20 protein-coding genes are annotated in these 21,830 nt (G+C 71.5%); 8 read left to right on the top strand and 12 right to left on the bottom strand.

Annotated features, from left to right (window positions below):
* Nucleotides 1-17 precede the first annotated feature (17 nt).
* Both ABD844_RS10125 and ABD844_RS10120 read right to left on the bottom strand, forming a co-directional pair.
* Nucleotides 18-1,064, bottom strand: coding sequence for a copper resistance D family protein (locus ABD844_RS10125; protein WP_344875320.1), 1,047 nt, complete (start codon nucleotides 1,062-1,064; stop codon nucleotides 18-20).
* On the bottom strand, nucleotides 1,061-1,732 hold the full coding sequence (locus tag ABD844_RS10120; protein WP_344875318.1) for a copper resistance CopC family protein: 672 nt from the start codon (nucleotides 1,730-1,732) through the stop codon (nucleotides 1,061-1,063). The genes ABD844_RS10125 and ABD844_RS10120 overlap by 4 nt, the downstream gene beginning before the upstream one ends.
* Nucleotides 1,733-1,783: 51 nt before the next feature.
* Here ABD844_RS10120 and ABD844_RS10115 point away from each other — a divergent pair, with 51 nt between their 5' ends.
* Nucleotides 1,784-2,554, top strand: a complete 771-nt coding sequence (locus tag ABD844_RS10115) for a class I SAM-dependent methyltransferase (RefSeq protein ID WP_344875316.1) — start codon at nucleotides 1,784-1,786, stop codon at nucleotides 2,552-2,554.
* Here the strand turns inward: ABD844_RS10115 and ABD844_RS10110 are convergent.
* From ABD844_RS10110 to ABD844_RS10100, 3 genes are all read right to left on the bottom strand, one after another.
* Nucleotides 2,511-3,500, bottom strand: coding sequence for an AurF N-oxygenase family protein (locus tag ABD844_RS10110; protein ID WP_344875314.1), 990 nt, complete (start codon nucleotides 3,498-3,500; stop codon nucleotides 2,511-2,513). The two genes, ABD844_RS10115 and ABD844_RS10110, sit on opposite strands and share 44 nt — an antisense overlap.
* Before the next feature lie 67 nt (nucleotides 3,501-3,567).
* Nucleotides 3,568-4,167, bottom strand: coding sequence for a TetR/AcrR family transcriptional regulator (locus tag ABD844_RS10105; RefSeq protein ID WP_344875312.1), 600 nt, complete (start codon nucleotides 4,165-4,167; stop codon nucleotides 3,568-3,570).
* Nucleotides 4,168-4,337: 170 nt separating this feature from the next.
* Nucleotides 4,338-5,675 carry a sensor histidine kinase gene (locus ABD844_RS10100; protein ID WP_344875310.1) on the bottom strand — a complete coding sequence of 446 codons (1,338 nt, stop codon included), beginning with the start codon at nucleotides 5,673-5,675 and terminating at the stop codon, nucleotides 4,338-4,340.
* Nucleotides 5,676-5,821: 146 nt separating this feature from the next.
* Between ABD844_RS10100 and ABD844_RS10095 the strand changes: the two genes are divergently transcribed.
* The 3 genes from ABD844_RS10095 to ABD844_RS10085 are packed head-to-tail and all read left to right on the top strand — an operon-like array spanning nucleotide 5,822 to nucleotide 9,548.
* Nucleotides 5,822-6,988 (top strand): acyl-CoA dehydrogenase family protein, encoded by a 1,167-nt coding sequence (locus ABD844_RS10095; RefSeq protein ID WP_344875308.1) that lies wholly within the window; start codon nucleotides 5,822-5,824, stop codon nucleotides 6,986-6,988.
* Nucleotides 6,985-8,040: an acyl-CoA dehydrogenase family protein gene (locus ABD844_RS10090; protein ID WP_344875306.1), complete on the top strand. Its 1,056-nt coding sequence runs from the start codon at nucleotides 6,985-6,987 to the stop codon at nucleotides 8,038-8,040. Before ABD844_RS10095 ends, ABD844_RS10090 begins: the two co-directional genes overlap by 4 nt.
* A complete protein-coding gene (locus ABD844_RS10085; protein ID WP_344875304.1) occupies nucleotides 8,040-9,548 on the top strand; it encodes an AMP-binding protein in 1,509 nt (502 codons plus the stop codon). The genes ABD844_RS10090 and ABD844_RS10085 overlap by 1 nt, the downstream gene beginning before the upstream one ends.
* Here the strand turns inward: ABD844_RS10085 and ABD844_RS10080 are convergent.
* From ABD844_RS10080 to ABD844_RS10065, 4 genes are all read right to left on the bottom strand, one after another.
* Nucleotides 9,509-10,630, bottom strand: coding sequence for a C45 family autoproteolytic acyltransferase/hydrolase (locus ABD844_RS10080; RefSeq protein WP_344875302.1), 1,122 nt, complete (start codon nucleotides 10,628-10,630; stop codon nucleotides 9,509-9,511). The genes ABD844_RS10085 and ABD844_RS10080 overlap by 40 nt on opposite strands.
* A gap of 111 nt (nucleotides 10,631-10,741) precedes the next feature.
* Nucleotides 10,742-11,695 (bottom strand): helix-turn-helix transcriptional regulator, encoded by a 954-nt coding sequence (locus tag ABD844_RS10075; RefSeq protein WP_344875300.1) that lies wholly within the window; start codon nucleotides 11,693-11,695, stop codon nucleotides 10,742-10,744.
* Nucleotides 11,696-11,768: 73 nt separating this feature from the next.
* Nucleotides 11,769-12,116 carry a VOC family protein gene (locus tag ABD844_RS10070; RefSeq protein ID WP_344875298.1) on the bottom strand — a complete coding sequence of 116 codons (348 nt, stop codon included), beginning with the start codon at nucleotides 12,114-12,116 and terminating at the stop codon, nucleotides 11,769-11,771.
* Between the two features lie 22 nt (nucleotides 12,117-12,138).
* Complete coding sequence (locus tag ABD844_RS10065) at nucleotides 12,139-13,575, bottom strand: Nramp family divalent metal transporter (protein WP_344875296.1); 1,437 nt, start codon at nucleotides 13,573-13,575, stop codon at nucleotides 12,139-12,141.
* 723 nt (nucleotides 13,576-14,298) lie between these two features.
* Here ABD844_RS10065 and ABD844_RS10060 point away from each other — a divergent pair.
* Entirely contained in the window at nucleotides 14,299-14,694 is a 396-nt protein-coding gene (locus ABD844_RS10060; RefSeq protein WP_344875294.1) for an SSI family serine proteinase inhibitor, read from the top strand.
* A gap of 440 nt (nucleotides 14,695-15,134) precedes the next feature.
* Here the strand turns inward: ABD844_RS10060 and ABD844_RS10055 are convergent, their stop codons facing one another.
* The 3 genes from ABD844_RS10055 to ABD844_RS10045 form a co-directional block, all read right to left on the bottom strand.
* Complete coding sequence (locus ABD844_RS10055; protein ID WP_344875292.1) at nucleotides 15,135-16,232, bottom strand: M20 family metallopeptidase; 1,098 nt, start codon at nucleotides 16,230-16,232, stop codon at nucleotides 15,135-15,137.
* Nucleotides 16,233-16,281: 49 nt separating this feature from the next.
* On the bottom strand, nucleotides 16,282-17,310 hold the full coding sequence (locus tag ABD844_RS10050) for a dipeptidase (RefSeq protein ID WP_344875290.1): 1,029 nt from the start codon (nucleotides 17,308-17,310) through the stop codon (nucleotides 16,282-16,284).
* A 95-nt stretch (nucleotides 17,311-17,405) separates the two neighbouring features.
* Nucleotides 17,406-18,866 carry a flavin-containing monooxygenase gene (locus ABD844_RS10045; protein ID WP_344875288.1) on the bottom strand — a complete coding sequence of 487 codons (1,461 nt, stop codon included), beginning with the start codon at nucleotides 18,864-18,866 and terminating at the stop codon, nucleotides 17,406-17,408.
* Between the two features lie 106 nt (nucleotides 18,867-18,972).
* Here ABD844_RS10045 and ABD844_RS10040 point away from each other — a divergent pair, with 106 nt between their 5' ends.
* Genes ABD844_RS10040 through ABD844_RS10030 form a run of 3 tightly spaced genes read left to right on the top strand, consistent with a single transcriptional unit; the run spans nucleotide 18,973 to nucleotide 21,811 of the window.
* Nucleotides 18,973-19,773 carry a Nif3-like dinuclear metal center hexameric protein gene (locus ABD844_RS10040; RefSeq protein WP_344875286.1) on the top strand — a complete coding sequence of 267 codons (801 nt, stop codon included), beginning with the start codon at nucleotides 18,973-18,975 and terminating at the stop codon, nucleotides 19,771-19,773.
* 2 nt (nucleotides 19,774-19,775) lie between these two features.
* Complete coding sequence (locus ABD844_RS10035) at nucleotides 19,776-20,516, top strand: zinc ribbon domain-containing protein (protein WP_344875284.1); 741 nt, start codon at nucleotides 19,776-19,778, stop codon at nucleotides 20,514-20,516.
* Complete coding sequence (locus ABD844_RS10030; RefSeq protein WP_344875282.1) at nucleotides 20,513-21,811, top strand: bifunctional RNase H/acid phosphatase; 1,299 nt, start codon at nucleotides 20,513-20,515, stop codon at nucleotides 21,809-21,811. Before ABD844_RS10035 ends, ABD844_RS10030 begins: the two co-directional genes overlap by 4 nt.
* The last annotated feature ends 19 nt before the right edge of the window (nucleotides 21,812-21,830 follow it).

Genomic DNA, 21,830 nt, shown 5'->3' with positions numbered 1-21,830 from the left:
CCGACCCCGGCAAGGGCTCAGGCGATCGAGGCGCGGGTGATCGCCACCGCCACGCCGTACGCCAGCCCCATCACGCCCACCTCGGCCGCCGCCCAGCCCACCAGGGCGGTGGCCCGCCCTGCGCGGACGGCGGGCAGCAACCTGAACCGGATGTGGGCCGCCAGCGGCACCAGCAGCGCCACCAGCGAGGCCTTCACCACGACCAGCACCCCGTAGTGGCTGGTCACGATCGCGTCGGGCAGTGTCACGCCGGGCGTGAGCGCCATCGTGCCCAGCCCCGTGACGAGCCCCGACAGCGCCACCAGGAGCAGGCACACGGTGGCGATCCTGGAGAACCTCGGCAGCGCCAGGGCCAGCAGGTCGCGGTGCGGGGCCAGGAAGACGGCCGTGGCCAGCAGCCCGCCGGTCCACGCCGCGGCGCCCATGACGTGGATCTCCATGGAGATCATGATCGGGTCGTGCCAGACGGAGTTCACCGCGTGCCCGGTGACCGGGATCGGCAGCAGCCCGAACAGCGCCACGATCACCCGCAGCTCGGCCGGAACCTTCTCGCCGAACCGCACCGCCATCAGCCCGATCCCGGCCGCCGCCAGCGCGCAGGCCGCGCTGAACAGCAGCCCCTGCCCGGTGCCGACGGTCTCGACGTAACCGGCGATCATCCCGAACGTGGGCACGGCGCCGGGATTGAGCTCGGCGGTCTGGAAGACGATCGTGAGCAGCGCGCAGACCGCCCACGCCCAGGCGGCGACCACGGCCAGCGGGCGCACCCTGCGCATGACCGGCTCGGTACGCTCGGGCGCGTCGAAGCCGAGCAGCTTGGGCAGCAGGCTGAGCCCGACCACGGCCACGGCGGCCAGGTCGAGCAGCACCCGGACGACCGGGAGCCCGATCGAGACGACCGCCCCGGGCATCGGGATGCCGGGCACGGACTCCTGGGCGGTGAGGGAGCTCGCGGCCACGGCGGCGACGACCGCGCACACCCCGAACGCGCCCGCCATGAGCCGCCCGCCGCCGCGCCGCGGCCCTCGCCGTTCCCGGGGGAGTGCGGGAGCGGCGACGCTCACGCGCGCCTCTCCTCGGCAGGACCGGAGCCCGCGCCCTCGGCCGCGCCGACGGAGGCGGAGGCGGAGGCGGAGGCAGGGGCAGAGGCGGTCGTCGAGCGGCGGAGGGCGACGGCGGTGCCCGCCGCCAGGACCAGCAGCGCCGCCACGATCCACACCACGGCCATCCCGGCCCCGCCGTTGGCGGCCGCCTCGGCGGCCTCCGCACTGGAGCCGCCTGCCGTCGTCCCGCCAGTGACCTCGCCCGTGACCTCGCCAGTGACCTCGGACGGGGCCCCGGACGAGATCCCTGACGTGGCCCCGGACGCACTGGCGGCCAGCCGGAAGCCGATCTTCCCGGTGACCGGGTGCCCGTCGGACGACAGGATCCGGTAGCCCACCACGTACGACCCCCCGGCGGGCAGCGGCTTCACCTTCACCGACACCCGCTCGGCCGCCACCACGGCGCTCCCGTCGGCGTACGAGGACCCGTCGGCCCCCGTCACGCCCACCTGCGCGTATCCCTGGCGCACCGCCTGGTCGAAGACGAGCGTCACCTGCGCGGGCGAGGCCGTCAGCGTGGCTCCTTCGGCCGGGTCGCTGCCGATCAGCACGTTGTGCGCCTGGGCCGGGGAGCACACCACCCCCGCCGCGGCGCAGGCGAGCAGCAGGACCGTGAGTAGCCGCCTCACAGATCAGAACCTTCCATCGAACAACTCTCGAACCCGTATATGGTCCCACCCATGAAGGACCTGTTCGGCGGCGCGGCACCCTACTACGCGAAATACCGCACCCGGTACGCCGACCCGGCGATCGAGCACCTGGCGGCGACGTTCGGCGCGGACAGCGTGGTCCTCGACCTGGGCTGCGGGCCGGGGACGGTGGCGATCCCGCTGGCGGCGCGGGTTCGCGAGGTGCTGGCCGTCGACCCGGAGGCGGAGATGCTGGCCGAGGGTCGCCGCCTGGCCGGGCGGGCGGCGAACATCCGCTGGCTGCGGGGCGACTCGAGGACGCTGCGCGAGCTGCCGGCGTTCGGGCACGTCGTGATGGGCAGGTCGTTCCACTGGATGGACCGGCGGGCGGTGCTGGCGGAGCTGGACGGGCTGCTGCCGCCCGGCGGCGTGGTCGCGCTGGTGGGCCCGCCGCGCCGCGTGGCGGAGGAGCCGTGGGAGCCCGCCATGCGGCGGGTACGCGACGAGTTCGAGGTCAACACCTTCACCGCGGCCAACACCTACCAGGCCACCGGCGTGCACTACGAGGAGGTGCTGGCCGGCTCGCCGTTCGGCGTCCTCGACCGGGTCCGCTACGAGCAGCGCCACACGTACGGGCTGGAGGCCGTGATCGGCCTGCAGCTCTCCTACTCCTACACCGCGCCCGCCCGCCTCGGCGACCGGCTGCCCGCCTTCACCGAGGCGGCCAGGCGGGAGCTGCTCGCGCTCAACCCCGCGGGCACGTGGGAGCTGGTGTCGGTCACCGAGGTGCTGACGGCGCGGCGTCCGCCCAGATCCCCATGATCTTCCACAGCCGCCGGGTGAGCCGGTTGACCAGCCCGATCTCCGCGCACAGCTCGCGCGTCCTGCCCACCGAGTCGCGCAGGTCCCGCCTGGCGGCGGGGTTGAGCAGGTAGACCTCGGCCACCACGTTCGTGGGGATGCGGAAGCGCCGGATCATCGGGCCGGGCGGCGCGAGCATGATCCGGGCCATCACGCCGAGGATGACGGGCGCGATCAGGCCCAGCACGAGACGCCGGTACGCGGGCATGCGCGGCACCCGGTCACGCAGGTAGTGCCGGGCGAAGGAGATGTGCCTGGCCTCCTCCGCGACGTGGATGCGCATGATCGTCTCCTCCAGCGGGTGGTGCACCCGGCCCTCCCTGAGGAACTTGCGCTGGACGTGGTCGATCGGGTCCTCGCCGCCCAGGACGAACACGAAGAACAGTTCGGTCGAGACCAGCGGGATCCAGGGCGCAACCTGGGCGATCAGCGACAGCGGGCCGGGCATGCCGCGGATCGGCATCCCCGTACGGTTCACGAACTCCTGGAACATCATCCCGTGATGTCCCTCTTCGATGGTCTCGTGGTAGACGTACCGGAACTCCGGGGAGCCGTTCGGGAGCCGGTAGGCGTAGTTGAGCAGGCCGCGCTTGAGCAGGTTCTCGAACTGCAGCCCGATCTTCATGGCCGTGGCCACCCGCCACAGCCCGATCCGCGCGCGGACCTCGGGCGAGCGGCCGCGGTACCAGGGGTGGCCGCCCAGCCGGTCGATCTCGGGCAGCTCCCAGCGCGGGTCGACGGGGTCCACGAGGAACTCGGGGTCGTCCCAAGGGATGTCGCGGTAGGGCTCCCAGTGCTTGTCCACCGACGCCTTCGAGAGGCGTTCGATGACCGCCCGGTACGCGCTCCTGCTCGCGACCCGCTCGTCGTGTTCACCGGCGGCGGCAGAGCTCGGTGCGGATGTCATCGCGTGCGCTCCTCTCCCTCGCCCAGCAATTGTACGAAGCATCCAATAGCGCTGGGAAGGGACAGGGTCACAGCTTTTCCGCGGGCACCCCCAGCTCGATCGCCGCCGCCGTACGGATCAGCGTGTTGACCTTGCGCCGTGACAACACCTTGGGGTGCGCGTGCGTCTGCACGGCCAGCCCGTCGATGAGCGCGAACAGCCGCCACGTCGTCCCGTCGGGATCGGCGCACGCGAACTCGCCGCAGTCGACCCCGGCCTCGATGATCCCGCGCATCAGCGTGCGGCCCCTGGCGTCGATCCGCCGCGAGGTCTCCTCCAGCTCGCTGCTGCGCATCGCCTCCGACCAGGCGTCGATCCACAGCCGCCAGCCCTCGGTGGGAATCGCGGGGGAGCAGAGCCGCAGCAGGGAGCGCAGGCGCTCCAGCGGCGTGCCCGAGGAGCGCTCCACGGTGGCCAGCGCGTTGAGGTGCAGACGGGCGGCGTAGCCGAAGGCCTGCGCGAGCAGCCGCTCCTTGGTCTCGAAGTGGTAGAAGAGCAGCGCTTGGCTCACCCCGGCGGCCCTGGCGATGTCCAGGGTCCTGGTGTGGCCGAATCCCTGCTCCGCGATCACCTCGCAGGCCGTCTTCAGCAAATCCTCGCGCCGTAATCGGCTGAAACCAGTTGTCACAGCGGGAGACTCTAATTTCTGATCACTAGTATTTTGTAGGACAAAACGGGCACCGGCTGTGCCGGCGGAGGGGGTTCGGGCACGGTCAGATTCTCTCGTTCACCGACAGTCACGTTGATCATGGTAACCGCAGGCACTGATGCCTGTCGGTAGGGGTCCGGAAATCCGCCTCACTCTTCCCTTACCGGCATCCGTAGGACGAAACGGGCGCCAGTTTTGGAGTCCTCGATCCGCAACGTGCCCTGATGGAAGGCGGCGATCTCGCGGGCGATCGACAGGCCGAGCCCGGTGCCGCCGGCGTCGCGGTTACGCGCCGCGTCCAGCCTGGTGAAACGCCTGAAGACGGCCTCGCGGTACGCGGGCGCGATGCCGGCCCCGTCGTCGAGCACCTCCAGCACCGCGTCATGGTCGCGCCGCACGGTCACCGCGATGGTGTTCTCGGCGTGCCGTTCGGCGTTGTCCAGCAGGTTCGTCAGCAGGCGGGCCAGCCTGAGCCGGTCGCCGCTGACCACCACGCCGGGCTGGAGCGAGGTGATGACCGGCTTGGAGCGCGGCCGGGTGGTCTCGGAGGCGACGAGTTCGGCCAGGTTCACCGGCTCCAACCGGCCAGGCTCGCCCGCGTCGAGCCGGGCCAGCGCGAGCAGGTCGGTGACGATGTTCTGCAGCCGGTCGAGGCTGCTCAGCAGCTTGCTCCCGGCCTCGCGCCAGTCGGTCTCGCCGGGGGAGATCAGGGCCTCCTCCAACTCTGCGCGCATGGCGGTGATCGGGCTGCGCAGGTCGTGGGAGGCGTCGGAGGAGAAGCGGCGCTGCTGCTCCAGCGCCTCCTCCAGGCGGGTGAGCGTCTGGTTCGCGGTCTGGGCCAGCGCCCTGATCTCGTCGGCGTTCTCGGGCACGGGCACCCGCAGCTTGATGTCGCTCGCGGTGATCTCGGCCAGGCGCTCGGTGATGCGGTTCACGGGTGCCAGCGTCTTGGCCACCACGCGGGAGACGCCGAACCAGGTCAGCGCCACCAGCCCCATGGACGTCCCGGCGAGGATGGCGATCGCGGCGGGGCTGATGTACCAGGGTGGTTCCGGGTCGAAGGCGTAGACGTACCAGTCGCCGTTCGTCATGTCCACGCGGAAGGAGACCACCGTCTGGCATTCGCCCTCGAACTCCGGACGCCCGCAGAGCCTCCCGGTGCTGCTCACCTGGTCGGGGGCGGGGATCAGGCGGCTCAGGCGCGGCGACCTGGTCAGGTTCGGGGTCGAGGAGACCACCCGGCCGCTCGCGTCCACCACCTGCAGTCCGTTCAGTTCCATGCTCACCTGAGAGGGCAGGCGGTGGTCCTGGATCTGATGGGCGAGGCGGAGGGCGGAACCGATGATCTCCCGCGTACGGATGTCCATGATCGTGCTGCGCGCCGACCACAGCAGCAGGCCGGAGGCGGCGAGGCAGAGGACCGCCATGGCGACGCTGGCCAGCAGCGCCAGCCGCGCGCGCAGGGAACGGCCCACCCGTGTGATCACGCTAATCAGGTGACCACACGGGACGCTCTCTCCCCGAATCAGCGGAGATTCCCCGACAAAGCAGGCTAAAGCCCGCCAGTTTGCTGCCCTATGCGGGCCGCGGCGACCTGATTAGAGTAAGTGAACACTGATGCCGAGGAGTCGATGTGAACCTTGCGGATTATCGACGTGCGGCCAGGGCCTGGCTGCAGGAGCACGCTCCGTCCGACGATCACCCGGAGACCGGCGGGATCGCCCGCGCCAAGGACTTCATGGCCCGGCTCCACGACGCCGGCTACTCCGGCATCACGTGGCCGAAACAGTGGGGCGGGCAGGGGCTGACCCAGGCGGAGGAGCGCGTGTTCGCCGAGGAGGCCCGCGACCACACCCTCCCCACGTACGTCTTCTCGATCGGCCTCGGCATGACCGGGCCCACCATCGCCGAGCGGGGCACCGACGCCCAGCGCGAACGGTTCCTGCGGCCGCTGCTGCGCGGCGAGGAGATCTGGTGCCAGCTCTTCTCCGAGCCCGGCGCCGGCAGCGACGTCGCCAGCCTGCAGACCGGGGCCGTGCGCGACGGCGACCACTGGGTCGTCAACGGCCAGAAGGTGTGGACCTCGGTCGCCCAGCACGCCGACTGGGGGCTGCTGCTGGCCCGTACCGACGTGGAGGTGCCCAAGCACAAAGGGCTGACCATGTTCGTGGTCGACATGCACCACCCCGGCGTCACGGTCAGGCCGCTGAAGGACATGTCCGGCAGGGCCAACTTCAACGAGGTCTTCTTCGACGACGTGACCGTCCCCGACGAGCACCGCGTGGGCGAGGTGAACGACGGCTGGAGCGTGGCCGTCACGACGCTGCTGCACGAGCGGCTGTCGATCTCGGCGGGCGTCGGCATGAGCGGGCAGCGGGAGAACCCGGCCTCGCTTGAGGCGTTGCGCCAGGTCGTCGACACCGGCGACCCGCTGGTCCGCGACCAGCTCGTCGAGCTGCACCTCCGCAGCAGGGCGCTGGAGCTGTTCAACGAGCGGCTGGCCCAGGAGACCAGGGCCGGGCTCTTCCCCGGCGCGCGGGGCAGCGCCGCCAAGCTGCTGCTCGCCGAGCTGACCCTGTTCCAGGCCGACCTGGCCACCCGGCTCGTCGGACCCGAGGCCGCGCTGGCCGGGCATCCGCTCGCCCGCGCGATCTCGACGGCCCTCGGGCTGGCGCTCGGCGGCGGCACCAACGAGATCATGCGCAACATCATCGGCGACCGCGTGCTCGGCCTGCCGCCGGAGCCGCGCGTGGACAAGACCGTGCCGTTCAAGGACCTGAAGGTGGGGACGCAGGCGTGAAGCTCGTACTCAGCCAGGAACAGCGGGAGCTGCGCGAGGCCGTACGCGCCTTCCTGAACGCCACCTCGCCCCTGCCCAAGGCCCGCGAGGGCTACGACCCGCAGGTGTACGCCCGCCTCAACGGCGAGCTGGGCCTGTCCGGGCTGATCGTCCCCGAGGAGTACGGCGGCGCGGGCGCGGGCCTGTCCGAGCTGGCGGTCGCCCTGGAGGAGACCGGCGCGGCCCTGCTGCCCGGTCCCTTCCTGGCCACCGCGTTCGCGGCGATCGCGCTGACCACGCCGGCCCCGGTGTCGGCCGCGGTGCCGGTTTCCGTGTCCGACAAGGAGTTGATGACCGGCATCGCCGAGGGCCGCGTCGCGGCCACGCTCGACCGGACCGAGGTCACCCACGACGGCACGGGCGTGAGCGGTCGCCTCGCCCAGGTGCTCTCCGGCATGGACGCCGACGTGCTGGTCGTGCCCGCGCGCACCGGTGACGGCGTGCGCCTGGCGGCCGTCGAGCTGTCCGGGCCCGGCGTGACCCGTACGGCGCTGGAGACGCTCGACCTCACTCGCGGCCAGGCCGAGGTGGTGCTCGACCACGCGCCCGCCCGGCTGCTCGGCCCTCTGTCCGAGACCGGCGTCGGCGAGCGGCTCTGCGTGGCGCTGGCCGCCGAGCAGCTCGGCGTCATGCGGGCCGCCCTCGACGCCATCGTGGCCTACGCCAAGATCCGCGTCGCCTTCGGCCGCTACATCGGCTCCTACCAGGGCGTCAAGCACAAGCTCGCCGACATGCACGGCAAGCTCGAACAGGCCGAGTCCATCGTCAGGTACGCCGCCTGGGCCGCCGACGAGTCGCCCGCCGAGCTGCCCGAGGCCGCCGCGCTCGCCCAGGCGTACGTGGGCCGCGCCTGCTTCGAGGTCTGCCGCGACCACCTGCTGCTGTACGGCGGCATCGGCTACACGTGGGAGCACGACGCCCACCTGTTCTACAAGCGGGCCAAGGCCGACGAGGTGCTGCTGGGCCCGCCGCGGATCCACCGTGCCCGACTCGCGCGACTGCTGGAGCTGTGATGGACATCAGCGGACTACCGGGCTTCTACGCCATCGCCGCCGCCGACCCCGGACGCCTGGCCGTGATCGACACCGACGGCACCCGTACGACGTACGGCGACCTGCTCGCCCGCGTCAACCAGGTCTCCCACGGGCTGCGCGCCCGTGGGCTCGGCACCGGGGCCGTCGTCGCGGGCGTGCTGCCCAACGGCATCGACGCCCTGGTCATGGTCATGGCGACCGGGCAGATCGGCCTCTACTACGTGCCGATCAACTGGCATCTGACGCCCTCCGAGGTGGCGTACATCCTCGACGACTGCGACGCGGAAGTGGTCGTCACCGACGCCGGGCACACCGTGCCGGGAGGGGAGATCGGCACCGCCGGGCTGGCGGCCGGGCAACCCACGGACGCCCCCGCCGACCGTACGGCGGGCGCCGTCATGTGGTACACCTCCGGTACCACCGGCTTCCCCAAGGGCGTGCAGCGCCCCCTGGCCGGGGCCGAGCCCGAGGCGATCGTGCCGCTGCACGCGTGGTTCGTCGGCGAGGTCGTCGACCTCAGGCCGGGCGACGAGATCCACCTGGTGACCTCGCCGATGTACCACTCGGCGCCGTGCGCGCACGTCCAGTTCGCGCTGCACCTCGGTCACACGGTGGTGATCACGCCCAGGTTCGACCCGGTGAACATCCTGGAGCTGATCGAGCGCCACCGGGTGTCCAACGCGATGATGGTGCCGACCATGTTCCACCGGATGCTGCAGCTCCCGCCGGACGTCCGGGCCAGGTACGACGTCTCCAGCCTGCGCCAGGTCATCCACACCGCCGCCGCCTGCCCGGTCGCGGTCAAGCGGCAGATCATGGAGTGGTGGGGCCCGGTGCTGTACGAGTACTACGGCTCCACCGAGTCCACGATCGCCTTCGCCGTCAAGCCGCACGACTGGCTGGCCAGGCCGGGCACCGTCGGCCGGCCCGCGCCCACGTTCGAGGCCAGGATCTGCGACGAGTCCGGCGCGGAGCTGCCACCCGGCGAGCCCGGAACGATCTACGTCAAGTCGAGCCTGGGCACCTTCGAGTACCGCAAGGACCCCGGCAAGACGGCCGCCAGCATGATGGGGGAGTGGTACACGCCGGGCGACATCGGCTTCCTCGACGAGGACGGCTACCTGTTCCTGTGCGACCGGCGCACCGACCTGATCGTCTCAGGCGGGGTGAACATCTACCCCGCCGAGATCGAGGCCGCCCTGCTGGAGCATCCCGCGGTGGCCGACGTGGCGGTGATAGGGGCGCCCGACGCGGAGTGGGGCCACAGCGTGGTCGCCCTCGTGCAGCCCGCCGAGGGCGTCACGCCCGGCCCCGTGCTCACCGCCGAGTTGCTGGAGCACTGCGAACCGCGCATCGCCAGGTTCAAGCGGCCGAAGCTGATCGAGTACCGGGCCGCGCTGCCGCGTACCCCGACCGGCAAGCTGTCGCGCTCGAAGGTCCGCCAAGACTACCTGGCGGAGGCGGGGAACACCAGCTCCTCGCTGTAACGTCCGCCGTCGCCCAGGTAGAAGCGGGTGGACAGGGTGCGATCGGCGGTGTCGAAGACCGTGCTCCACAACGTGCGGAACGGCACCGCCGCCTCCTCGGGCTGCTGGACGGCGCGCAGACTGTCGCGTATGTCCTGGGACGACATCGTGACGCCCTTGCTGCGCTCGTACAGCGTGCGCAGCCGGGAGTAGGAGGCGAAGCTGCCCGGGGTGTCCTCCGGCAGGTTCATCGGGTCGCGGTGGCGGTGCAGCAGGTGGTTGGTGACGCAGAGCGGGCCGTCGCCGAACTCGATGACGTGCTCCTTGCCGTCCCTGCCCCGCTCCCACACGAACGCCTGCCCGTTCGCGTCGGCCACCAGGTAGTGCAGGGGCATGCCGAAGTCGTAGTGCTTGGCGCCCAGCAGCGCCTGCTTGGCCTGCTCCACGTTCTCGCAGGTGTCGACCAGGAAGCGGGGCAGTTGCGCGCTGTCCAGCCCGACCTGCGGCGACATGTCCTCCGGCGGCGCGGCGCTCTCGAAGTCGGCCACCAGCAGCGCGACGGCCAGCCCGGCGGAGTTGATGCCATCCATGCAGCCGTCGAGTGCCGACATCGTGATCACCGTGGACGCGAGGCCCTCGTCGGGCACCGTCGTGATCACGTAGGGGCGGGCGGCCATGGGCAGCTCGCCCGGCCGGGGCTCGCCGCCCATGATCTCGCTTGTGGTGGTGGGGAAGAAGTCGTAGTTACGGCCCACCCGGCCGTGGCCGTCGGTGGCGGCCGACGGCGGGATCCACATCGCGGAGCAGCCGTAGCCGGTGGGGACGAAGTTCAGGCCGTCGAGGGCCAGCTCGTCCTGGTCGGGGTCGAGACCGAGGGCCTGCGCGGCGCCGTCCATGCGGGCGTGGTGCTGCGGCCAGTGCCGTTCGAACCAGGTCCGGCGGGCCCGGTTAACGACCGGGTCGCCCTGGGCGGGCGCCCAGCCCAGGCGGCGGGCCTCCTGCGTGAGTGCCTTGCCGATCTCGTACTGGCTGCCGGCGAGGGTGAGATGGGTGACGAGCTGGAAGTCGGCCTTGCTGCCGGCCACGTGGGTCATGTTCTTCATGCCCCGAGCCTGGCCGGAGGCGCTGACCGGGCCCTTACCGGCCACTGACCGACCGCGGGTGACGCTCTGACCGGGCTTACCGCCCTGCCCCTTTATCGCCTCGCTGCCCGGCTATCGTCCCGCTGCCCGGCGGTAGCGCTCCGACAGCCGGAGCACGTGCTCGGCCAGCTCGGGCGGGTCGAGCACCTCGAAGTCCACGCCGATGAACCCGATCCACACCGCCATCCCGTTCAGATCGTCGCCGCCCAGGTGGGCCAGGCAGGTGTGCTCGTCCACCGGCTCGACCTCCAGGCTCAGCGGCAGTGCCCGGACCTGCTCGGCCGGGGCGTGCAGCAGCACCCTCGCGCGGTAACGCCACATGGCGGTGCTGACGGCCCGCTCCACGTACGCGGCCACGTCGCCGCCGCCGGGCAGCTCGCGCGGGGTGAACCGGGGACCCGCCGGGGTGCGCGGGCTCATCCGGTCCACCCGGAACATGCGCCAGTCGTTCCGGCCGAGGTCGTAGCAGACCAGGTACCAGCGCCCGCGCCGGTGCACCAGCCGGTACGGCTCCACGTCGCGCCTGCTCCGCTCGCCCTCGTGGGCGGTGTAGTCGAAGCGCAGACGCTCGTGGTCGCGGGCCGCGTTCGCGATCGTGGTCAGCACGTCGGGAGGGACCGCGGGCGCCTCGCCGGGGATCTGGATCGTGTAGGTGTTGAGTGCGTTCACCCGCCGCCGCAGCCGTGACGGGAGCACCTGCTCCAGCTTGGCCAGGGCGCGTACCGAGGACTCCTCGATGCCCTCCACACCGCCGCCGGCCGCGCGGCCGAGGCCCACCGCGACCGCCACGGCCTCCTCGTCGTCGAGCAGCAGCGGCGGCAGCGCGGCCCCGGCGCCCAGCCGGTAGCCGCCCGCGACGCCCGGCGTGGCGTGCACCGGGTAGCCGAGCGAGCGCAGGCGTTCGACGTCGTTGCGGATCGTCCTGGTCGAGACACCGAGCCGGCTCGACAGCTCGGGCCCCGACCAGTCGCGGTGCGCCTGGAGCAGGGACAGCAGCTTGAGCAAGCGGGCCGAGGTGTCCAGCATGCCCATCATTGTGCCTGCTAACGCGGCAGGTCCGCTTCCGCGTTGATGACCGGCCTGCCGCCGTTCCCGCCTGTCAGGAGAGGTCCTCGGGGAGGTCGTACGCGGTCTCATGGCGGGGCTCGTACAGGGCCAGGCGCCCGCCGCCCGGCAGGTTGAGCGCGGTCAGCGCGCCCCAGGGCTGCTCGCTGACCGGCGCGACGAACTCCACGCCCCGCTCCCGCAACTCGGCCATGGTGCGGTCGATGTCGTCGCACATGAGGTAGAGCTCGTGGATGTCCGCGCCGTCCGTGGGATGCACGGCGACCTCCGCGGGAGGCAGCTTGAAGATCAGCCTGCCGCCTCCCGCGTCGACGTTCGGGCAGCCGAGCACGTCACGGAGGAAGGCCTGGTCGGCCTCCGCGTCCCGGCTGAAAATGATCACATGGGCTCCGTTGATCACCCATTCACGATACGCCGAACAACTTCTGAGCCTGCTGAATGACGACGATCACGGTCAGCGTGCCGAAGAACGCCACCGACCAGATCAGCGCCCCCAGCCGGTACGAGCGCACCCTGATGGCCTCCGGCAGCGACCGCCGGTTGAGAATGATCAGCAGGATCGAGTACACGAACATCATCACGGCCGCGAAGCACGCCGAGAACACCAGCAGGATGAGCGGCTGGTCCAGGCCCGCCAGCAGGATCCCGGTGCCGACCAGCGCCATCGCCCACACCACGAAGAAGTAGACGCGGTTCACCGAGACCGGCTTGTCACGCAGGTAGACCGTCTTGATCGTGTCGGAGGCCAGCCGCGAGGTGTAGTCGACGATCCCCATGGCCGACGCGAACAGGGCCAGCGCCCCGATCACCCAGAACAGCAGCCCGAACCAGGTGCCGACCGTGTCCTGCAGCACCCGCCCCTCGGCCTCCAGGAACGCGATGCTGTTCTCCAGCCCAGGGCGGCCGAACACCGTCGAATAGGCCAGCATCGACATGAGCGCGATCGTCACGAACGACACCATCGCGAACGTCCACGCCTGCTCGACGTTCGCGAAGCGCCACCACTGCCTCCACCGCGCCAGGTTCTCCTTGGTCGGCGAGAACTGGAAGCCGGTCGACGAGACCGCCTCCTCGTGACCGGTGACCGGGCTGACCAGGCGCGGCACGTACTGGCCCATGCCGAAGCCCTTGTCGCGGATCCAGTTGCTCTGGCACAGGTTCTGGCCGCCGCCCGCTCCGGCGTACGCGATGGCGCCCATCAGCACCGCGAAGTCGAGCGGCGGCACCGGGAACCCGGCATTCACGGTCAGGCCCTTGCCCAGCTCCGCCCAGCTCTCGGCGCTGATCGCGACCAGGATCGCGACCACCACCAGCGCCGCCACGAGGGCGATCTTCACGAAGATCACCCGTTCCAGCATGGTGTAGATCACCGGGGCCAGCGTCAGGCCGAGCGCGATCACGATCAGCATGCCGATCGCGATCCACCGTACGGAGCCCTCGCCGGAGCCGGTCAGGTACGTCACCATCGTGGCGGACGTGGTCACCCAGCCCGGCCAGAGGTTCGAGCACAGCGTCATCACGACGAAGACCAGACCCCAGTGTTTCCACATGCGGCTGAACCCGGTCAACGCCGTCTCGCCGGTGGCCAGCGTGTAACGCTCGATCTCCATGTTCAGGAACCACTGGGTGATGATGCCGATCGCGGCTCCCCAGATGAAGATCAGGCCGACCTGTGAGGCGATGTACGGCCAGAGGATGAACTCGCCCGACGCCAGCCCGACACCGGCGCCGACCAGGCCGGGGCCGACGATGCGCCAGGTCGATCGGGGCGGTTCTGGAAGGTCGCGGACGGCGACGGACGGTAGGACTCGCGCAGGAACGGTGGGGGTGAACTCCGCCATGCGGATCTCCTTGTTCGGCTTTCCTTTCCGCCACATTACAGAGACCCGAAATGCCGGTGGAATAGCCGGTCAACCACCAGTCCACATTCCCATGCCCGTGAAATCCCCTGTCGATCAACGAGCAACGCGTCGGCCATCAACTCCCCTCCCGGGAAGAGGACGCGCCAGCCAGCCAGCCCTCCCGCCTCCGGAGGTACAGGGCCGCGCCGGTCAGCCAGTCCTCCTGCCTCCCGGAGGTGCAGGGCCGCGCCGGTTCGGTCGGTCAGTCCCCTGCCTCCGGGGGAGGGCGCAGGGCCGCGTCGGTCGGTTAGTCCTCCTGCCTCCTAGGTCGGTCAGTCCCCTGTCTCCCAGGGAGGGCGCCCGGCCATGCGCCGGTCAGTCAGTCCTCCTACCTCTCGGAGGTGCAGGGCCGCGCCGGTCGGTCAGTCCTCTGCCTCCGGGGGAGGGCGCAGGGCCGCGTCGGTCGGTCAGTCGCCTGGTGTACGGTCGCGCTGGTCGGTCGGTCCCGCCGCCGCCCCGGCCACCCGGCGCCCCGTGCCTGCATCCACGCTCGCCGTTGCCGGAGACCGTCTCACAGGTCCATGACCTGCATGGACACCTCTCCGTATCTTCGCGATCACCATGAGCTGGCAGCGCCACTCATGGTGGCGGGAGATTCACTACCTGTAGTCATGGTGAGTGCGCGTTCCGGCCCCGGAATGCCCGCTGACCAGGGAGGTTCTCATGCCGCTCGTCTTGACCGTCGTACGCAGGCTGGTCGCGCTCGGACTGTGCACGGCCGCGGCCCTCGCCCTGCCGTTCACCGCGCGGCCCGCCAATGCCGCGGCGGGAGCGGTGCTCATCATCACCGTCACTCCCCAGGCGGGCGGGGCGTACTCGATGCGCTTGACGTGCGACCCGGACGGCGGCGTCCACCCACGCCCGCGCGAGGCGTGCGCCGTGCTGCGCAGGGTGGACGGAGACGTCGAGGCCCTGAACGTCAATCCCGGACCGTGCCCGCTGATCCACGACCCGGTGGACGTGAGGGTGCACGGCCACTGGTACGACCGGCCGGTGTCGTACGTCGCCGAGTTCGTCAACCGCTGCGCACTGGACCGCAAACTCGGCCCCGTCATCTGACCACCACCCACCACGCACAACCTGCCGCCCAGCGCGTTGACCCTCACTCACCAACCCACTACCTGCCGTCCAGCGCGTTGACCCCCACCCACCAACCCACCACCTGTCGCCCAGCGCGCTGACCACTACCCACCACCCACCGCGTGCCACCCAGCGCACGCTGACCGCCGCCCGCTGTCTGCCGCCCCCAAGTGCCGCCCATAGGGCGCTGACCGCCGCCCGCCGCTCCCGAGTGTCGCCTGCCGAGCGCTGACCGCCGCCCATCGGGCGCCGACCACCGACCGCGCGACGCCCTGCCTGCCCCGCTCTTCCACCTTCCCCGAGCAGGGCACGCTCGCTCACGCCTGCCCGGCCCTGTCCCCAGGCCGGGCAGGCGTGCTTTACCCGCACATGGTCCCGGCACATGGTCCCGGCACACGGTCCCCGCCAACGGCCCTCGACTACCGGACAGCCTCGATCAGTGCGCGTAGCAGAGCCGTGCGGCCGGGCAGCTCGGACACGATGACGTGCTCGTGGTCCGCATGCGCCCCACCCCCCACGGCCCCCAGGCCGTCGAGTGTCGGGCAGCCGACCCCGGCCGTGAAGTTGCCGTCGGAGGCCCCGCCCACCGAGGCCGACGTCAGCGGCCCCAGCCCGAGCCCCGCCGCCAGCTCCTGCGCCAGCTCGAAGAGCCGGGCCGACATGGACGTCTCCAGCGGCGGCCGGTTGGGCCCGCCCAGGATCTCCAGGCGGGTGCCCGGCACGACCGGGCGCAGCGCGTGCATCGCCGCGTCGACCCGTTCCTGCTCGGCCAGCTCGGCCACCCGTACGTCGACCCCCACGGACGCCATCGCGGGCACCGTGTTGAGCGTCGAGCCACCCGACAGGACCGTCGGCGTGACGGTGGTCGCGCCCGCCCCGATGGCGGCGACGGCCAGGATCTGGTGAGCCAGCTCGATCCCGGCGTTGGCCCCCTTCTCCGGCTCCAGCCCCGCGTGCGCGGCCTTGCCGTGCACGTTGACCGTGTAGAGCGAGGTGCCCTTGCGGCCGGTCTTCAGCGCCCCGCCGTCGGCGCTGGCCTCCATGACGAAGGCGGCGGCCGGCCCGCGCGCGGTCTCCTGGATCAGCCGCGCCGAGGTGATCGAGCCCACCTCCTCGTCGCCGGTGACCAGCAGCGTGACGCCGTCGAGGGAGTCGAGCCCCGCCAGCGCGTGGAACGTCTGCACCAGCCCGGCCTTCATGTCGAACACCCCCGGCCCCCGCGCCACCCCGTCGACCACGGACCACGGATGCGTGGCGAGGGTGCCGATCGGCCAGACGGTGTCGTGGTGCCCGAGCAGCAGCACCCTGGGGGCGCCGAACGACCAGCGCAGGTGCGTGACGCCGTCGATCACCAGGAACTCCGGCCCGGTGCCGAGGTGGCGGGCCCCCACCGCGGCCACCACCTTCGCGCTGCGGGCGACGGCCTCCAGGTCACTGGAGAAGGACTCGCACAGCACCAGCTCCTCGAGGTCGCCGAGCATGCGGGCCGTCGCCTGAACGCTGTCGTCGTGGGTCATGACGCGAGCCCTCCAAGAAGAGTGGTGCCCGCCGACGTACGGAGAACGGTCACGCCAGCAACTCCCCGAAGAAGCGGTGCACATTGCCGCCGATGATCTGCATGACGTGTTTCTCGGGCAGCCCGCGGGCCAGCAGCCCTTCGGTCACCAGGGGCAGCCCGGCGGGCCCCTCCAGCCCCGGCACGGCCTGCCTGGGATCGACGCCCCTGGTGTGGACGTCTTCGCAGCACGGCGGCGTCAGATCGTCCATCACCTCGCGGATGAAGTCGGGGCCGAGGCCCACGTGGTCGACGCCCGCGACCGAGACGATGTGCTCGATGTGGTCGAGCAGGCGGTCGAGCGTCATGTCCGCCTGCCGCTCGGCGAGGAAGGGGGCGAAGAAGTTGACGCAGATCACGCCCCCGGTGGCGGCCACGCCGCGGAGCTGGTCGTCGGTGAGGTTGCGGTGGTGGTCACGCAGGGCGCGGGCGGCCGAATGGGTGGCCATGACGGGCCTGGTGGCCAGCTCCAGCACGTGCGCGACGCCGGAGGCGCCCAGGTGGGAGACGTCGAAGACGATGCCGAGCCGCTCCATCTCCCGCAGCGCGGCCACGCCGTGGGAGGTGAGCCCGCTGCCGGTGGCGTCTTCGCCGCTGCCGTCGGCCAGCGGGGTGCGGCCGAAGTGGGCGAGGGAGGCCACCCGCACGCCCAGCCGGTGCATGGTCGGGATCAGCTCGACGTTGGTGTCGAGGCCCGGCATGCTCTCCAGCGCCAGCACCAGCGCGATCCTGCCGTCGTCGAGCGCCCGGTCGATGTCACCGGCGTCGAGACAGATCCGTACGCGGTCGGCGTTCGCCTCGGCCAGCACGTGCGCGCACTCGATCATGCGCAACGTCTGCCGCAGCGCGCCCTCGGGCAGGTGCTGATCGTCGATGAAGACGGGCAGCACCTGCAGATCGACGCCCCCGTCGAGCAACTGCGGCAGCCATCTCTCCCGGAAGAACGTGCCCCACTGCCGCGGCGGACGCGCGGAGACCGCCATGAGCAGATCGTTGTGGGTGTCGGCCACGATCGCGCGCCGGTGCAGGGGATGCGTCATGCCTGGACGTTATCGCGAGGCCAGGACCTGCTCCAATGCGTCCTGGGTTCGATCTTTTCCGTACGACCGGAGTCGGATGCGCCGGGCGGCCGGTCCTACCCGGATCCGACGGCCCGGTAGGCCGGGCGCGGTGGCAGGGCCGTGAGCCTGCGGTAGAGCGTCGCGGGCCCCGGCCAGTTGTTCGTCACGCGGCCGTCGGCCGTCTTGTACCAGCTCCGGCAGCCCGCGCCCCACACCATCCCGGCCATCGACGCGTCCAGCCGCCTGCGCCAGGCCGCCATCACCTCGGGACGCACCTCGATCGGCCCGGCTCCTGCCAGGTACGGCAGGCACGACATGACGTGGTTCACCTGGCACTCGATCATGAACACGATCGAGTTGTGCCCGAGGTTGGTGTTGGGCCCGTACAGCAGGAAGAGGTTCGGGAACCCCGGCACCGAGATGCCCAGGTACGCCTCCGCGCCGTTCTTCCACCGCTCCCGCAGCGATCGCCCCCCGAGCCCCACGACCTCCATCGGGACCAGGAACTCGGTGCTCATGAAGCCGGTGGCGCAGACGATCGTGCCGACCTCGTACGAGCCCTCGTCGGTCTCGACCCCCTTCGCCGTGACCCGCGTGATCCGGTCGGTCACCAGTGACACGTTCGGCCTGGTCAGCGCCGGGTAGAAGGCGCTGTCGATGACGACCCTCTTGCAGCCCGGCGGATAACCGGGCGTGAGCCTGGCGCGCAGCCCGGGGTCGGGCACCTGGTCGCGCAGGTGCCGCAGCGCCCGCCGCCTCAGCAGCCCCTCGCTCCACCCGCGGGCGAGCGCCGGGTAGAGCGCGCCCTCGGCGTAGCGGAAGATCCACTCGCGGTAGGCCCGCTGCAACCCGGGGACGAACCGGAACGCGAGCCTGGCCGGCCGCCCGAACGCGGCGTCCGGCTTGGGGATGACCCAGTTGGGCGTGCGCTGGAAGACGTACAGGTGCTCGGCCCGCTCCGCGACGCGCGGGATGAGCTGGGCCGCCGACGAGCCGTTCCCGATCACGGCGACGCGCCTGCCGGTGAGGTCGTGACCGTGGTTCCAGCGGGCCGAATGGAACGAGACCCCCTCGAACTCCGCCATGCCCGGGATGTCCGGCAGGCTGGGCCGGTTGAGCTGGCCGACCCCCATGACGACCACGTCGAACGCCTCCGTGCGCGCCTCGCCGCCGCCGTCGGGGGAGGCGCTGGTGACCTGCCACTTCGCCCCGTCGAAGACCGCACGCCGCACTTCCGTCCGGAACCTGATCTTCCCTGTCACGTCGTACTTCTCAGCGCAATGCTTGAGATAGCCCAAGATCTCGGGCTGCTCGGGATAACGCCTCGTCCAGCTCGCGTACCTCTCGAACGAGTACGAGTACAGATGCGAGGGGATGTCGCACCCCGCCCCCGGGTAGCTGTTGTCGCGCCACGTGCCCCCGAGGTCGTCCGCCTTCTCGAAGACGGTGTACGACCGGATCCCGGCGCGTTCGAGCCGGATCGCCATGCACAGCCCGCCGAACCCCGCCCCGACGATCGCGACGCTTGGTGCCATGCCGTCCTCCCGCAGGCAGAAGTCAGGATCTACTTACGGTACGCCGGGCCGCGTTCCGAGGACACCCCGCCGACTCGCGTACCGGTAGTCTGCGCAGGTGGCTGCTGTGACGTTGACTGACGTGATCGAGGTGCTCGAGGCGGCCTACCCGCCCGCCCGGGCCGAGTCGTGGGACGCGGTGGGGCTGGTCAGCGGCGATCCGGCCCAGCCGGTGCGGCGGGTGCTGTTCGCGGTCGACCCGGTCGCCGTCGTGGCCGAGGAGGCCCTCGAATGGGGCGCCGACCTGATCGTCACCCACCACCCCCTCTACCTGCGCGGCACCACCACCGTGGCCGCCACCACGCCGAAGGGCCGCCTGGTCCACAACCTCATCAAGAACGACGTCGCCCTCTACACCGCCCACACCAACGCCGACGTGGCCAATCCGGGCGTGTCCGACGCCCTGGCCAGGGCGGTGGGCCTGGTGGGCGACCTGGTGCCGCTCCAGCCGTTCCCCGACGACCCGTGGCGCGGGCTGGGCCGCATCGGCGACCTGCCGGAGGCGACGACGTTGGGGGAGTTCGCGGCGCGCGTGACCGAGGGGCTGCCGCGCACGTCCTCGGGGATCCGGGTGGCCGGAGACCTGTCCAGGCCGGTCACGCGCGTCGCGGTGAGCGGCGGGGCCGGCGACTCCCTCCTCGACACGGCCAAGGCGGCGGGCGTCGACGCGTTCCTCACGGCCGATCTGCGGCATCATCCGGCCAGCGAGTTCGTGGAGTCGGGCGGGCCCGCGCTGGTCGACGCCGCGCACTGGGCGACCGAATGGCCCTGGCTCGACAGCGCGGCGTCGATCCTGCGCGCCAGTGGCGTTACCGTTGAGACGCGTGTCTCCGCCACGGTCACCGATGCTTGGACAAGAGGATATTGATCATGAAAGCAGCCCCTGAGGCCCAGAAGCGACTGCTCGACCTGGCAGAGCTCGACTCCGTGATTGATCGGCTGGCGCACCGCCGCCGCACCCTGCCCGAGCTGGCCGAGATCGACGAGCGTTCGAAGTCGTACGCCAAGCTGGCCACACAGGTGATCGAGGTTGAGACCGAGGCGGGCGACCTCGCACGCGAGCAGTCGAAGGCCGAGAACGACGTCGACGCGGTGCGCACGCGCGCCGAGCGCGACCAGAAGCGCCTCGACTCCGGCGCGGTGACCTCGCCGCGCGACCTGGCGAGCCTCCAGTCCGAGATCGCCTCGCTGAACAAGCGGCAGGGTGACCTGGAGGAGGTCGTGCTGGAGATCATGGAACGCAGGGAGGCCGCCGACACCAAGGTCACCGACCTGGTGGCCAAGCGCGACGAGGTCCGTTCCGTGTTGTCCACGGCGGAGGGGCGCCGCGACGCCGCGCTCGGCGAGATCGACACGGAGGCCGCCGAGGTCCAGGGCCGCCGCACCGAGGTCGCCGGGGAGATCCCCGCCGACCTGCTCAAGCTCTACGAGAAGCTCAGGGAGCAGTACGGCGTGGGCGCCGCCATGCTGCGCGGCGGACGGTGCCAGGGCTGCAAGGTCGCCCTGTCCATCGCCGAGACGAACGCCATCAAGGGCGCTCCCCACGACGAGGTGTGGCGGTGTGAGGAGTGCCGGCGCATCCTCGTACGTACCGCAGAGTCGGGCCTGTGACCTCCTACGTCATCGAGGCCGACGGCGGCTCGCGCGGCAACCCCGGCCCGGCCGGCTACGGCGCGGTCGTCAAGGACGCCTCCGACGGCCAGGTGCTGGCGGAGGCGGCCGAGGCGATCGGCGTCACCACCAACAACGTCGCCGAGTACCGCGGCCTGATCGCCGGCCTCCGGGCCGTGCTCGACCTGGCCGGTGACGGGGCGAGGGTGGCCGTACGGATGGACTCGAAGCTGGTCGTCGAGCAGATGGCGGGCCGCTGGAAGGTCAAGCACGAGGGGTTGCGCCCGCTGGCCGCCGAGGCCGGGTCGCTGGTCAGGCGGCTGCGGGTGACGGAGTGGACCTGGATCCCCCGCGAACGCAACCAGCACGCCGACCGCCTCGCCAACGAGGCCATGGACGCCGCCGCCAAGGGCCTGCCCTGGAAGGCGGGCGGCCCGGTCGGTTCCGCAGGGGCCGGGGAGCCCGGCGGGGCCGCCGCCAAGGCGAGCACCCGCAAGAGATCGGCCGCCCAGCAGACAGACCTCCTCGACGCGGGCGACATCTCCGCCCCCACCGCCTCCGTCGCCACAGCCCAGCAGACGGGCACCGGCACGCGGGCGGGCACGCGGGAGGGCTCAGGCGCGGGCCTGGGCACCCGGACGGGCTCGGGCACGGGCACCGGCTGGGCCCCGCCCACCCGCGTAGCCACGTCGTTGCTGCTGCTCAGGCACGGCGAGACCGAGCTGTCCCTCGAACGCCGCTTCTCCGGCCGCGGCGAGGCCGAGCTCACGCCCAACGGCCTGGCCCAGGCGTCGGCGGCGGCCGCGAGGCTGTCGCGAGACCCGTACCGGCTCGACGTGATCGTCACCTCGCCCCTCACCCGCGCCCGCCAGACCGCGCAGGCGGTCGCCGAGCAGACGGGCCTCGAGGCGGAGGTGTGGGACGACCTCAGAGAGGCCGACTTCGGCGCCTGGGAGGGCCACACGTTCACGGAGGTGCAGCGCCGCTGGCCCGCCGAGCTGGCCGCCTGGCTCGCCGACCCCGAGGCGGCCCCGCCGGGCGGCGAGAGCTTTGCCACGGCCGCCCGCCGCGTGCGGGCGGCCAGGGAGCGGCTCGTGGAGCGCTACGAGGGCAAGACCGTGCTCGCCGTCTCCCACGTGACGCCGATCAAGCTCATCCTCAGCGACGCCCTGCTGGCGCCGCTGGAGGCGCTCTATCGCATGCACCTCGACCTGGCGTGCCTGTCGCTGATCGAGTACTACGCTGACGGCCCCTCCGTCGTGAAGTCCTTCAACGACACCTCACACCTACGCTGACCGCTCCGCCCGTGCCGCC

Origin of the sequence: Nonomuraea antimicrobica (genome assembly GCF_039536965.1) — a bacterium.
Classification (GTDB): Bacteria; Actinomycetota; Actinomycetes; order Streptosporangiales; family Streptosporangiaceae; genus Nonomuraea; species Nonomuraea antimicrobica.
The sequence above is the reverse complement of the archived record's forward strand: the minus strand, read 5'-3'. Positions and strand labels throughout refer to the sequence as shown.